The sequence below is a fragment of the Streptomyces olivaceoviridis genome (assembly GCF_014650115.1).
Classification (GTDB): domain Bacteria; phylum Actinomycetota; class Actinomycetes; order Streptomycetales; family Streptomycetaceae; genus Streptomyces; species Streptomyces olivaceoviridis.
Genome location: NZ_BMUI01000001.1, coordinates 105,488 through 117,913, shown reverse-complemented (window position 1 = coordinate 117,913; position 12,426 = coordinate 105,488). Strand labels below are relative to the sequence as shown.

General features: G+C 72.9%; 12 protein-coding genes and 1 pseudogene. 7 read left to right on the top strand and 6 right to left on the bottom strand.

Annotated features, from left to right (window positions below; genetic code table 11):
* Positions 1-6: 6 nt before the first annotated feature.
* Positions 7-651 (bottom strand): HNH endonuclease family protein, encoded by a 645-nt coding sequence (locus IE273_RS00585; RefSeq protein ID WP_189813135.1) that lies wholly within the window; start codon positions 649-651, stop codon positions 7-9.
* 383 nt (positions 652-1,034) lie between these two features.
* Here IE273_RS00585 and IE273_RS00580 point away from each other — a divergent pair, with 383 nt between their 5' ends.
* Positions 1,035-1,616 (top strand): TMEM165/GDT1 family protein, encoded by a 582-nt coding sequence (locus tag IE273_RS00580; RefSeq protein ID WP_189813134.1) that lies wholly within the window; start codon positions 1,035-1,037, stop codon positions 1,614-1,616.
* A gap of 200 nt (positions 1,617-1,816) precedes the next feature.
* Positions 1,817-2,485, top strand: coding sequence for an HAD family hydrolase (locus IE273_RS00575; RefSeq protein ID WP_189813133.1), 669 nt, complete (start codon positions 1,817-1,819; stop codon positions 2,483-2,485).
* A 45-nt stretch (positions 2,486-2,530) separates the two neighbouring features.
* On the opposite strand, the gene IE273_RS00570 is transcribed toward IE273_RS00575, so the two are convergent.
* Positions 2,531-3,439 (bottom strand): peptidoglycan-binding domain-containing protein, encoded by a 909-nt coding sequence (locus IE273_RS00570; protein ID WP_189813132.1) that lies wholly within the window; start codon positions 3,437-3,439, stop codon positions 2,531-2,533.
* A 129-nt stretch (positions 3,440-3,568) separates the two neighbouring features.
* On the opposite strand from IE273_RS00570, the gene IE273_RS00565 reads away from it, so the two are divergent.
* Positions 3,569-5,608, top strand: a complete 2,040-nt coding sequence (locus IE273_RS00565) for an MFS transporter (RefSeq protein WP_189813131.1) — start codon at positions 3,569-3,571, stop codon at positions 5,606-5,608.
* On the opposite strand, the gene IE273_RS00560 is transcribed toward IE273_RS00565, so the two are convergent.
* Positions 5,601-6,119, bottom strand: a complete 519-nt coding sequence (locus tag IE273_RS00560; RefSeq protein ID WP_189813130.1) for a GNAT family N-acetyltransferase — start codon at positions 6,117-6,119, stop codon at positions 5,601-5,603. The genes IE273_RS00565 and IE273_RS00560 overlap by 8 nt on opposite strands.
* Positions 6,120-6,255: 136 nt before the next feature.
* Between IE273_RS00560 and IE273_RS00555 the strand changes: the two genes are divergently transcribed.
* Positions 6,256-6,936: a hypothetical protein gene (locus tag IE273_RS00555; protein ID WP_189813129.1), complete on the top strand. Its 681-nt coding sequence runs from the start codon at positions 6,256-6,258 to the stop codon at positions 6,934-6,936.
* A 653-nt stretch (positions 6,937-7,589) separates the two neighbouring features.
* On the top strand, positions 7,590-8,048 hold the full coding sequence (locus IE273_RS00550) for a hypothetical protein (RefSeq protein WP_373309268.1): 459 nt from the start codon (positions 7,590-7,592) through the stop codon (positions 8,046-8,048).
* Here IE273_RS00550 and IE273_RS00545 read toward each other — a convergent pair.
* Positions 8,037-8,477 carry a DnaJ family domain-containing protein gene (locus IE273_RS00545; protein WP_030649369.1) on the bottom strand — a complete coding sequence of 147 codons (441 nt, stop codon included), beginning with the start codon at positions 8,475-8,477 and terminating at the stop codon, positions 8,037-8,039. The genes IE273_RS00550 and IE273_RS00545 overlap by 12 nt on opposite strands.
* Positions 8,478-8,589: 112 nt before the next feature.
* Here IE273_RS00545 and IE273_RS00540 point away from each other — a divergent pair, with 112 nt between their 5' ends.
* Positions 8,590-8,982: an FHA domain-containing protein gene (locus IE273_RS00540; RefSeq protein ID WP_189813127.1), complete on the top strand. Its 393-nt coding sequence runs from the start codon at positions 8,590-8,592 to the stop codon at positions 8,980-8,982.
* Between the two features lie 28 nt (positions 8,983-9,010).
* Here IE273_RS00540 and IE273_RS00535 read toward each other — a convergent pair whose 3' ends face one another.
* On the bottom strand, positions 9,011-9,682 hold the full coding sequence (locus IE273_RS00535) for an O-methyltransferase (RefSeq protein WP_189813126.1): 672 nt from the start codon (positions 9,680-9,682) through the stop codon (positions 9,011-9,013).
* 98 nt (positions 9,683-9,780) lie between these two features.
* The gene (gene proP, locus IE273_RS00530; RefSeq protein ID WP_189813125.1) at positions 9,781-11,172 is read right to left on the bottom strand and encodes a glycine betaine/L-proline transporter ProP; all 1,392 of its coding nucleotides are present in this window, start codon (positions 11,170-11,172) and stop codon (positions 9,781-9,783) included.
* 406 nt (positions 11,173-11,578) lie between these two features.
* Here proP and IE273_RS00525 point away from each other — a divergent pair.
* A pseudogene (locus tag IE273_RS00525) lies at positions 11,579-11,909 on the top strand (hypothetical protein); the annotation flags it as partial.
* Between the last annotated feature and the right edge of the window lie 517 nt (positions 11,910-12,426).

Below are 12,426 nucleotides of genomic sequence, written 5' to 3'. Positions count from 1 at the left end.
CCCGGCTCAGCAGCCGGCCAGGTAGTTCGTCAGCGCGCTCTTCTCGGCGGAGTCGACCGAGAGGTTGTAGTAGTACTTCACCTGCACCCACGCCCGCACGTACGTGCACAGGTACGCCGACCGGGACGGCACCCAGGTGGCCGGGTCCTGGTCGCCCTTGGCCTGGTTGACGTTGTCGGTGACGGCGATCAGCTGGGGCCGGGTGAGGTCGTTCGCGAACGCCTGCCGCTGCGCGGTCGTCCACTTGCTCGCGCCGGAGTCCCACGCCTCGGCCAGCGGCACGAGGTGGTCGATGTCGAGGTCGGCGGCGGCGGTCCAGGTGGCGCCGTCGTAGGGGGAGTACCAGCTGCCGCTGGTCGCGGCGCAGGAGGAGTCGGTCACGACGTTCGAGCCGTCCCGCTTGAGGACCGTCTCGCGGGTGTTGCAGGTGCCGCTGATGGTGATCCAGTGCGGGAAGAGGTCGCGGCTGTAGCCGGTGCGGTTCTCGGTGGCCACGGTGAGCTGGGAGAGGTAGCCGCGGGCGGTGGCGCCGCTGACCGGCGTGGGCAGGGCCGCGGAGGCGTTCGGGGAGTTGAACAGGGCGACGGAGGCTATCAGGCCGGTGAGGGCCGCGAGTATGCTCGTCCGTCGACGCGCGTAGAACTTCGGCATGCGTGAACTCCCTTGTGGGGTGGCGGTGTTGGAGCGCGAGCGAGGGAATGCTCGCGGGGCGGGGTTGCCGGGGGGTGAGCGCTCGGTAAGAAGTTAGTGACGTGCGCATGTCACGACAAGGTTGACGGCGGAACTTTCACATCCCTTACGATGGGAAGCGCAGAAGGGGAGTAGCTCTTCGCCGGACCGTCGACATACTGCTCAGCGAGCCTGAGCCGGCGCCCGGAGGCGGACCGTGTTTCACCGGGGTCCGCCAGCGAGACCTTCGGCAAGCAGTGCACGCCCGTGCCCCCCGGCGCGGGCGCCGAGTGTGCTGCCGTGCCGAGGTGTCATCGCATGACGTACCGCACTCTCGGCGGGGCAGCCCGACCGATTGAGGAACCTTGATCAGCATCACCGTGACGGCGCTCGTCTTCGGCGTCATCTTCCTCGCCGAACTGCCGGACAAGACCGCGCTCGCCGGCCTCGTCCTCGGCACCCGCTACCGCGCCTCGTACGTCTTCGCGGGCGTCGCCGCCGCCTTCCTGCTGCACGTCGTGCTCGCCGTCGCGGCCGGCAGCGTGCTGACCCTGCTGCCGCAGCAGATCGTGCACGCCGTCACCGGCGTCCTCTTCCTCGGCGGGGCCGCGATGCTCCTGCTGAAGAAGGGCGAGGAGGACGAAGAGGTCAAGAAGCCCGCCGACCAGTCGTTCTGGAAGGTCGCGGGGACCGGCTTCACGCTCATCCTGGTCGCCGAGTTCGGCGATCTCACCCAGATCATGACCGCCAACCTGGCCGCCCGCTACGACGACCCGATCTCCGTCGGCCTCGGCGCGGTGCTGGGCCTGTGGGCCGTCGCCGGACTCGGCATCGTCGGGGGCAAGGCCCTGATGAAGCGGGTGCCGCTGCGGCTGATCACGCAGATCGCGGCGCTGCTGATGCTGGCGCTCGGCGTGTGGAGCCTGTGGGAGGCCGTGCGCGGCTGACCGGGACGGCCCGGCCGTGCGGCCGGTCCGGGCCGAATGCCGGGTGACTGCTCGCCGGGGGTGGTGGCGGGAACACGGGCTGGTTTTGTACCGTGGGGAAACAAAGTGGCTCCCGCCCGTTTTCCCTGACCGGCGGGCGGGGCCGCCTTGTCCCACCCGGCGTCCGCCCGACCCGGGTCCTCCCGTTCCTGGAGCTGCCGATGCCGGCCACCGCCACGCCCGCCGTCCTCACCGCCCGCGCCCTCCTGCTCGACATGGACGGCACCCTCGTCAACTCGGACGCCGTGGTCGAGCGCATCTGGCGGCGCTGGGCCGAGCGGCACGGGCTGGACGGCGACGAGGTGATGAAGGTCGTGCACGGCCGGCAGGGCCACGCCTCCATGGCCGTCCTCCTCCCCGGCCGGCCGGTCGAGCAGAACCTCGCCGACAACGCCCGCATGCTGGCGGAGGAGACCGCCGACACCGACGGCGTGATCGAGATCCCCGGCGCGCGTGCCTTCCTCTCCTCGCTGGAAGGGCTTCCGCACGCCCTGGTGACCTCCGCCGACGTCGCCCTGTCCACCGCCCGCATGAACGCCGCCGGGCTGCCCCTGCCGGCCGTCCGCGTCACCGCCGAGTCGGTCGGCGCGAGCAAGCCGGACCCCGAGGGCTTCCTGAAGGGCGCCGCCGAACTGGGCGTCGACCCGGCCGACTGCATCGTCTTCGAGGACTCCGGCGCGGGGATCACGGCGGGGCGCGCCGCCGGGATGCGCGTGGTGGGGGTCGGACCGCGCGCGGTGTTCCACGAGCCGGACGTGGCGGTGCGCGATCTCACGCGGGTGCGGGTCGAGGCGGTGGCCGGCGGGGGGATCCGGCTGCACATCGGCTGACGGCCCGGTCCCCCGTCGTGGCCGTGCGCGGGCGCGCACGAGGCGCTACGGCTCCGGCGTCTCCGACTCCAGGCTCCTGCGCGTCGCCGGGCCGTACGTTCCCAGGCCGTCGCCCCTGATGCCCCGGGCCAGCTGGTAGTTGCGCACCGCGTCCTCGACCGGGCGGGTGAAGATGCCGTCGATCCGGTCGGCGTAGAGGTTCAGCCGGCGCAGGCGCTGCTGGAGCTCGGTGACCTCCGGGCCCGTGTCACCGCGTCGCAGCACCGGTGGCGCGGCGGGTGTGGTGCCCGGGGTGCCCGACGGCGTCGTGGACGGGGTCGGTGAGGCGGCGGCGCGGGAGGCGCTCGCGGAGGCCGTCGGGGTCGCGGTCGGGGACGGCGAGGCGGAGCCCTGCGACGGGCTCGGGCCGGCCGTCGCCGAGGGGGAGGGCAGCGGTGGACGGGATGCCACCGGGGGAGCCGGGGCCGTCGCCGACGACGGCGCCCGTGTCGTCGTCTCCGGGATGCTCTCCCTGACCTCCTGGGCCGCCCGGCCCCGGACCGGCGCCTGGTACGAGAACAGCGCGGAACCGGCCACCGCGACGACGGCCACCCCCGCGCCCCCGGCGGCCAGCAGCACCGTACGACGGGAGCGGCGCCGGGGCCGGTCGGCCTCGGTTCTGTCCGTGGGCGCGTCCGGCTCCGCCGCCGGGCCGAGCGGTGACACGGGCAGCTGCGGAGGAGGCGGCGGAGCGGTCCCGGCGGGTGGCGCGGGCCGGGGCTCCTCGGAGGCCGGCCGCATCTCCACGTACGGCCGAATCCGCAGCGGGTCGAAGTCCTCCGCCGCAGCCGCCTCGGCCGTGCGGGTCTCGCGCAGGGCCTCCGACGCGCGAGCCGTGCAGTCGCACGACGGCGTGTTGTCCGGCCCCCTCGGCGTCCCGCACTCCGGGCACGTGGTGCCCTGCTCTCCCGTCACGCGTGTGTCCCCTCCCCTCGGGAACTCCAGAGATTATGCGGATTTCCTCCAGATCCGCAGCACTCGGCAGGCCATAAGTGGTGACACCGATCACCATGGAGGAGATGCACCCGACCCCCGGGAGGTCCCATGGCCCTGGAGACGCACGGCACGACGAAGGGCGTGAGCGGCGGCGAACACGTCCCGGGCAGCGTGCTGGTGCCGATCGGCGCGCTGCTGCTCGGGCTGCTGCTCGCGGCGCTCGACCAGACCATCGTGTCGACCGCGCTGCCGACGATCGTGAGCGACCTCGGCGGCCTGGAGCACCTCTCCTGGGTCGTCACCGCCTATCTGCTGGCCTCGACCGCCGCGACCCCGCTGTGGGGCAAGCTCGGTGACCAGTACGGCCGCAAGCGACTGTTCCAGACGGCCATCGTGATCTTCCTGATCGGATCGGCGCTGTGCGGCATGGCGCGGGACATGCCCCAGCTCATCGCCTTCCGGGCGCTCCAGGGCCTGGGCGGCGGCGGGCTGATGGTGCTGTCCATGGCGATCGTCGGCGACCTCGTGCCGCCGCGCGAACGCGGGCGCTACCAGGGCCTGTTCGGCGCCGTCTTCGGCACGACCAGCGTGCTCGGGCCGCTGCTCGGCGGGCTGTTCACCGAACACCTCAGCTGGCGCTGGGTGTTCTACGTCAACCTGCCCATCGGCGTGATCGCGCTCGCCGTGATCGCCACCGCCCTGCGCATCCCGCGCCGCACCGCCCACCACGTCATCGACTACCTGGGGACCTTCCTGATCGCCGCCGTCGCCACCTGCCTGGTGCTGGTCGCCTCCCTCGGCGGCACCACCTGGCCCTGGGGATCGGCGCAGATCATCGGGCTCGCCGTCCTGGGCGTCGTCCTCGCCGTGGCGTTCGTCGCCGTCGAGCGCCGGGCCGCCGAACCGGTCCTGCCGCCGGGGCTGTTCCGTATCCGCACCTTCACCCTCGCCGCCGTCATCAGCTTCATCGTCGGCTTCGCCATGTTCGGCGCGCTGACCTATCTGCCGACCTTCCTCCAGGTCGTCCACGGCGTCTCCCCGACCCTGTCCGGCGTCCACATGCTGCCGATGGTGTTCGGCCTGCTGCTGTCGTCCACCCTCTCCGGGCAGATCGTCAGCCGCACCGGCCGCTGGAAGGTGTTCCCGATCGCCGGCACCGCCGTCACCACCCTCGGCCTGCTGCTCCTGCACCGGCTCGACGAGCACAGCTCGACCGCCGTGATGAGCGTCTGCTTCTTCGTCTTCGGCACCGGCCTCGGCCTCGTCATGCAGGTCCTGGTGCTCATCGTGCAGAACGCCGTCTCCTACGAGGACCTCGGCGTCGCCACCTCCGGCGCCACCTTCTTCCGCTCCATCGGCGCCTCCTTCGGCGTGGCCGTCTTCGGCACCGTCTTCGCGAGCCGCCTCGGCGACAAGCTCACCGACGCCTTCCGGGGCGTACACCTGCCACCCGGCGCCACCCCCGGCGCGCTGAAGGCCGACCCCCGGGGCATCGCCGCCCTGCCGCCCCCGCTGCGCCCGGCCGCCCTGCACGCGTACGCGTCCGCCATCACCGACGTCTTCCTCTACGCCGCGCCCGTCGCCCTCCTCGGCTTCCTGCTCGCCTGGCTGCTGAAGGAGGACCGGCTGCGCGGCTCGGTCACCGCGCCCGACGCCTCCGAGACCATCCCGCCCAACCCGGTCCAGCGCTCCTCCTACGACGAGGTGTGCCGCGCCCTGTCCGTGCTCGGCACCCGCGAGGGCCGCCGCGAGATCTACCGGGAGATCACCGAACGGGCCGGGTACGACCTGCTGCCCGCCGCCAGCTGGATGCTGCTGCGCATCCGCCGCTACGGCTCCGTCGAACCGGCGGTGCTCGCCGAGCGCAGCCCGGTCCCGCTCCAGGCCGTCATGGCCGCCGCCCGCCAGGTCGAGGAACGGCGGCTCGCCGAGCGCCGGGGCCTTGACCTGGTCCTGACCGACGCGGGCCGCGAGGTCGCCGAACGGCTCGCCACGGCCCGCGAGGAGTCCCTGGCCGAACTGCTCGGCGACTGGTGGCAGCCCGGCCGCTCGACCGACCTCACCCAACTGGTCCGCGACCTCACCGGGGAACTCTGCGGCGCCGAACGCGAACGCCCGCACAACGGCACGGTGACGAAGATCAGTTGACGGCCCGCGCCGGCGGCAGCTCCTTGCGGAACCAGTGTTCGGCGTACCGGTCGCTGTTGTGCGGGGCGGTCTCCGTGTAGCCGAGGCGGGCGTACAGGGCGCGGGCCTCGACCAGGTCGCCGCGGGTGTCGAGGACGATCCGCCGGGCGCCGAGAGCACGGGCGGCCTCCTCGGCGGCGGCCACGAGGAGCGGGGCCCCGCCCCGGCCGCGCAGCTCCGGCAGCACGAACACCCGGGTCAGCTCGGCCGTGCCGGGGTCCAGCGACCGTACGCCCGCCGAACCGGCCGGCGTGCCGTCGTACCGCCCGACGAGCAACTGCCCGCGCGGGGGCGCGAGGTCGGCACCGCTGTGGGCCGCGAGCTCCCGCTCCAGCTCCTCCGGGTCGGTGCGACGCCCCTCGTGCAGCAGGTACCAGCGGTCGCTGACCTCCGTGTAGTACGCCCGCCACAGCGCGACGGCGGCCGGGGAGGCGTACGGTTCCGGAGCGATCGTCCACGTCATGCCGGCCATTGTCGGGAGCCGCCCCGCCCCCTGCGCAACCGGATATGGCGGGGCCGAACCGGGGCGGGGAGCCGTTTGTGGGCGAACTTCCGGGTCACCCGAAGGGAGAACCGGCCAGCGGGGCCGGTCCGACCGGAAGGCAACCATGTCCACAGGCCTGATCATTCTGTTGATCGTGATCGCGGCGGTCGTGGTCCTCGGCGCCGTCGCCCTGACCGTGCGGGGCCGCACCCGGCGCGGCGGTCCGAACCTCAAGCGGCGCTTCGGGCCCGAGTACGAGCGGACCGTGGCCCTGCACGACGGGGACACCACGGCCGCCGAACGGGAGCTGACCGAGCGCCTCGAACGCCACGGAGACCTTCGGGAACGGCCGCTGGACGGCGCCGAGCGGCAGCGGTACGCGGACCGCTGGACGGCCGTGCAGGAACACTTCGTCGACTCGCCCCGCCAGGCGGTGGCCGAGGCCGACCTCCTCATCGGAGAACTCGCCGCCGCGCGCGGCTACCCCGACGGCGGACGCTACGAGGAGCAGCTCGCCGCCCTCTCCGTGCACCACGCCGACCACGTCGACGGCTACCGCCAGGTGCACCGGGTGGCTCACGCCGCCGCCGGTGCCGGATCGGACGGGACCGGCGCGGGGACCGAGGAGATGCGGTCGGCGCTGCTCGGCGCCCGCGCCCTCTTCGAGGACCTGACCAGCGCCGAGCCCGGCCGGCACCGCGCCCCCGCCGGCACGGACCGCTCGACGCCGCCCGCCGCGACCCGCTCCCACGCCCGCTCCCACACGCCGTGGGCTCTGCACCGGAGCCGACCGAAGGAGAGCTGAACGCCATGACGGACAGGACGAGCGGCTCCGGCGGCGACCGGCACCGCCCGCAACGCCTCTCGCGTGGGGACGAGTGGACGCCGGAGCAGGAGTCGGAACAACAGAGGGACGAATGGGCACCGGGCGACGCGGCCCCCGGCCGCCGGACCCCGAGGAGGCCCCTGCCGGAGGAACGCCTGCCCGGTGAACCGGGCGCACGCCGGCCGGCAGGCGGCGGTGTTCCGGGCGCGGGGCCCGGCGGAGGCGGCCGGCTGTCGGGCGAGGGCGCGAGCGGATGGCCGGGCGCGGACGCGGTTGGCCGGACTCCGGGCGGGAGGGAGAGCGGACGGCTCCCGGGCTCGGCCGGTCCCGGCCGGGAGGGGCTGACCGGGGACGACCGCACCCCGAAGGACACGCCTCAGCCGCCCCCGGGCCCGGCGGGCGTGCCCGGGTCGGGGAGGACCGAGGACATCGAGCCCACCCCCGGCCCGGCAGGCGGCCCCGCATCCGACGTGTCCGGGGACGCCGGGTCACACGGCTCCGAGGGGCTGCGGCCCGGCACGGAGGAACTGGGTCCGGAGACACCCGGTACACAGGGGCGGGCGTCGCAGACGTACCGCGGAGGCGACAGGGACGCCGGTGGCCCGGGGTGGGCCGGGGAGGAGGAAGGCGTGATGCCGGACAACGGGCTCGGGGCTCCGTCCGTCGGTGAGGTCAGCGGGCGCGAGGCCCGGATGACCGAGGCGCGGGCCGCGGACACCTGGCCGACGGGGCCGGGCAGCACGGCCGCACCCGGCCACGGCACCGGCACCGTCGGGACGGCCGCCACCGCACCCTCCGGAACCGGCACCCCGCTGCTGCCGCACGAGGAGACGGAGCAGTGGGAGCGGCGACTGCGCGAGGTGGTCACCGGGTTCGTGGACGAGCCCCGGCAGGCCGTCGAACAGGCCGACCGGGCGCTGGAGGAGATCGCCGCGCGGTTCACCGAGGCCGTCACGCGCCGCCGCCGCACCCTGCGGATGTCCTGGGAGGGCACCGAGGGCCGCGGCCCCGGCGCCGAGACCGACACCGAGCAACTGCGACTCGCCCTGCGCGACTACCGGGAGCTGGCCGGGCGGCTGCTACACGGCTGAGCCCGCCACGCCCCCGTCACCCCTGGCGGCAGCCCTGCGCTGCCGCCATTCGCGTACGACCTCCTCGACGTCGTACGGCTTCTTCCCCAGCGGCGGACCGGGCGGCGGCTTGAACATCATGTCCTTGATCCGGACGTTGACGTCCTCGATGATCTTCCGGGCGATCCGCTCCGAGGGCGCCGCGTACGCCGCCTCCAGCGCGTCCTCCGCCTCCTTGCGCAGCGCCAGCGCGGGCGGCAGCACCGCCAGCCCCTCACGGACCAGCTTCCGCTTGACCCACCACAGTTCGTCGTACGTGGAGTCGACCTCCGTGGGCAGCGGCGCCCCCGCTCCCGGCAACCGGTCGAACTCCCCACGCCCCTGCGCGTCGCGGATCTGCTTGTCCACCCAGGACTCGAACGGAACCCCCGGTGGCTTTCGCTCGGTCATGAACCCATTGTGCCGGACGCGACCCCGCCGGGCGTTTTATCATGCGGCGGCGGTACGGCACCCCGCCCGCCGCGACCAAGCCACCGCACAAGGACGTCTCAGGGGGAACCTCGTGCTCGAACTCACCATGGCCACCGTCTCCGGGGCGGACGCGGGCGCCACCGCCGGCATGACGATGGCCGAGGCGCCCAGCGAGCCCGGCGCCGTGCTGCGGATCGGCCGGGACGGGGCGGCGTGCCGGCTGGTCACCCCCGAGGACTGGCTGTTCGTCTCCCGCGTCCACCTGGAGTTCCTGTGCGGCCCGGACGGCGCCTGGCAGCTGACCTGGCTGCGCGGCTCCCAGCCCGACCCGGCCTCCGAGGTCCGGCTCACCGTCGGGGAGTACGCGCAGCCCCTCGGCTACGGCGCGACCGTCCCGCTGCCGCACGGCGGGTCCGGCGAGATCGTCATCCAGGACCGCACCGAGCCGCGCAGCGTCAACGTCGGCTTCTACCACGAGCTCTGAACCGGCGCGGTCCTCGGCCCGAGCGGCCTCAGCCGAGCACCCGGGCCAGCGCGAACCCGTCGTACCCCTTGCTGCCGACCGTCTGGATCGCCGTACCGGTCAACCGGGGATGCGTGGCGATCAGTTCGAGCGCGGCACGGGTGCCGACCACGTCCGGCTCGGTACTGCGCGCGTCGGCCACCCGGCCGCCGCGCACCACGTTGTCCAGGACGATCATGCTGCCCGCGCGGGTGAGCCGCAGCGCCCACTCCACGTAGTGCGGGTTGTTGGCCTTGTCCGCGTCGATGAAGACCAGGTCGAAGGGGGCCGGGTTCTCGTCGGCGAGCTTGGGCAGGGACTCCAGGGCCGGGCCCACCCGCACCTCCGCGATCCGGTCCAGGCCCGCCCGAGCGATGTTCCGGACGGCCACCTCGGCGTGCTTGGCGCTGTACTCCAGCGAGATCAGCCTGCCGTCCTCGGGCAGCGCGCGGGCCAGCCAGATCGTGCTGTACCCGGCGAGCGTGCCGATCTCCAGGATGTGCCGCGCCCCCTGGAGCTCGGCGAGCAGCCGGAGGAACTTGCCCTGCGCCGCCGTGACGGCGATGGCGGGCAGCCCGGCGGCATCACTGTCGCGCAGGGCCGCGCGCAGCACCTCGTCGTCCGGTGAGAGCGTGTTGATGAAGTAGTCGTCGACGTCGTCCCAGACCTGCGACCCGCTCATAGCCCCAGCTGCCTTTCCCGAGTGTCCTCCCTCGATGATCGCAGCCGAGGGCGCGGATGGGTACGACTGCCCGCGGGGCATGGCGGCCGGGGCGCCCCTCAGCGGCCTTCCACGGACGGCGCGGAACCCGGCAGCGGGCGCCCCGCCGACTCCGACATCCGCCACACGGCGACACCGCCCACGACGGCCGCGGCCATCATGTAGTACGCGGGCATCATCATGTTCCCGGTCGCCCCGATCAGCGCGGTCACGACCAGCGGAGTCGTACCGCCGAACAGCGACACGGACACGTTGAACCCGATCGACAGGGACCCGTAGCGCACGCGCGTCGGGAACAGCGCGGGCAGCGCGGCCGGCATGGCCGCCGTGAAGCACACCAGGAGCAGACCCAGCGCGCCCATGCCCAGCCCCACGGCCAGCAGGCTGCCGTCGCGGATCAGCAGCAGGGCCGGGACGGACAGGAACAGGAAGCCCGCGCAGCCCGCCGCGATCACCGGCCGGCGACCGACCCGGTCGGTCAGCGCGCCCACGAACGGCTGGACGATCATCATCAGGGCCATCACACCGAGCACGACCAGCAGCCCGTGCGTCTCGTCGTACTTCAGCTCACTGGTGAGATAGCTCGGCATGTACGACAGCAGCATGTAGTCGGTGACGTTGAAGACCAGGACCAGGCCCATGCACAGCAGCAGGGACTTCCACTGGCCGGTGACCATCTCGCGCAGCGGCACCTTCGGCCGGGCCGCCTCCGCCTTCTCGACCTCCGCCGCGAACGCCGGGGTCTCCTCCAGCCGCATCCGCAGGTACAGGCCGATGATGCCCATCGGGCCCGCGATCAGGAACGGGATGCGCCAGCCCCACGAGGTGAGGTCGTCCGAGGACAGCAGCGCGGTCATGAGCGTGACCAGACCCGCGCCGCCGATGTAGCCGGCGAGCGTGCCGAACTCCAGCCAGCTCCCGAGGAAGCCGCGCTTCTTGTCCGGCGCGTACTCGGCGATGAACGTCGTCGCACCCGCGTACTCACCGCCGGTGGAGAAGCCCTGCACCAGACGGGCGGCGAGCAGCAGGATCGGCGCGCCGACGCCGATCGTCGCGTACGACGGGATCAGGCCGATCGCGAACGTACCCGCCGCCATCATGATCATCGTGACCGCGAGGACCTTCTGCCGGCCCACGCGGTCGCCCAGCGGGCCGAAGACCATGCCGCCGAGCGGACGGACCAGGAAGGCCGCCGCGAAGGCGCCGAACGTGGACAGCAGCTGGGCGGTCGGGTTGCCGGACGGGAAGAAGACCTTGCCCAGGGTGACGGCGATGTAGCTGTAGACGCCGAAGTCGAACCACTCCATCGCGTTGCCGAGTGCCGCCGCCTTCACGGCGCGCTTGACGAGCGCGGGGTCGGTGACGGTCACGTCCCGGGCGGTACGGGCCGGTGCGGCCCGCCGCGACTTGCGGGGCGGGGTGAGGGCTGAGGCGGTGGTAGCGGTCGCCAAAACGGGGCTCGCCTACCTTTCGACGGGGACAGGGACGGGCCCGGACGGCGACGGTGACGTACGACGGGCCGAAAATCGACCATAGGCGGACTTCCGCCCCTTACGTCCTGCATGCGCATCGCTGCGCAGTGCAGCCAAAGGGCGTGTACGCAGGTACGTCTGCCCCCTCACGCGGAGCCATGCCGGCAGCGCGGTGTGATCCTTGTCGCGCCCCGGGCATGGAACCGGCCGCACCCCGGACCACGGACTTTCGGACAAAAGAGACCAAAGTTAGGTGAATCTGGGGTTGCCCGCGTCCCTTCCCAGGGGGTCTGCGAGGCTCGGAAGGAGCGCAGAGCGGAAGAGCGGCGGTCACAGCGCGGCTGCGCGCGACCCGGTTCGCGCTGCGATCCTCGCCGTACGGCAGATGGCCGTCGTCCTGGCCACCCCCAGCGGCGAACGGCTCGCCGACCTGGAGACCTGGATCGGCCCCGAAGGCGTCCCGCACGTGAACGGCTCGATCTACGACTCGACGCGGTTCACCGGCACATCCTTCGGCGGCCTGGTCCTCGAACCGCTCACACGCTCGGCCGAGGCCGCGCTCGTCTGGGGCCGGACCTTCGGCACCCTCCTGCTCGTCGTCGCACTCGGCCTGGTCGCCGCCCGCGCTGCCCCGGCCGGTCGGCCGGCGCACCTCGCGGCCGGCCGCGCCGGTCGCCATCTGCCTGCTCATGCTGTCGCTGCCGGTCCGCACGGCCGAGGTCCGGCACGAGGAAGAGGAATTTGTGCGCTAAACAGAAAAAAGGCCGTCGCGCGGGGAGTTGAGGCAGGCTAATGCCCGCCGCTGGCGCCTGCAAGCCTAGATGCACCGGCAGGGTAGCGGAGTTAGCGTGCTGTTATCCGGACGGAAACGTCTCCGGTCGCTGAATCACGGCCCCAGCGAAGGAGAGCTTCATGCGAGGGAAATCAGTACTGAGCGCCGCCGCCATGGCTGTGCTGGTCGGAGGAATGACGGTCGGCGCGATGGAGTCGGCCTCCGCTGCCCCGAACCAAAGCTGTCGCGTTTCAGGTGGGAGCCTGACGGGCAACGGCTTCGCCGCCAACGGAACTTTCACCGTCTCGCCCGGCGGGGAAAGCGTGAATTCGTCTTCCGGTGGCAGTATCGGACCGACGTCCGTCTCGGGAACAGGGCCTTTCTCCGTAGGTTCCGTGACATGCGCGGGAGGCACGGGAGGGTCCTCGTCCGCCACGGGGAATTCGGGGCAGGCGTCCGAG

What these genes read in the sequence shown, in the direction of transcription:
- IE273_RS00585 (WP_189813135.1), bottom strand. Translation starts at nt 651, where the DNA reads ATGCCGAAGTTCTACGCGCGTCGACGGACGAGCATACTCGCGGCCCTC.
- IE273_RS00575 (WP_189813133.1), top strand. Translation starts at nt 1,817, where the DNA reads ATGCCGGCCACCGCCACGCCCGCCGTCCTCACCGCCCGCGCCCTCCTG.
- IE273_RS00565 (WP_189813131.1), top strand. Translation starts at nt 3,569, where the DNA reads ATGGCCCTGGAGACGCACGGCACGACGAAGGGCGTGAGCGGCGGCGAA.
- IE273_RS00560 (WP_189813130.1), bottom strand. Translation starts at nt 6,119, where the DNA reads ATGGCCGGCATGACGTGGACGATCGCTCCGGAACCGTACGCCTCCCCG.
- IE273_RS00555 (WP_189813129.1), top strand. Translation starts at nt 6,256, where the DNA reads ATGTCCACAGGCCTGATCATTCTGTTGATCGTGATCGCGGCGGTCGTG.
- IE273_RS00550 (WP_373309268.1), top strand. Translation starts at nt 7,590, where the DNA reads ATGCCGGACAACGGGCTCGGGGCTCCGTCCGTCGGTGAGGTCAGCGGG.
- IE273_RS00545 (WP_030649369.1), bottom strand. Translation starts at nt 8,477, where the DNA reads ATGACCGAGCGAAAGCCACCGGGGGTTCCGTTCGAGTCCTGGGTGGAC.
- IE273_RS00535 (WP_189813126.1), bottom strand. Translation starts at nt 9,682, where the DNA reads ATGAGCGGGTCGCAGGTCTGGGACGACGTCGACGACTACTTCATCAAC.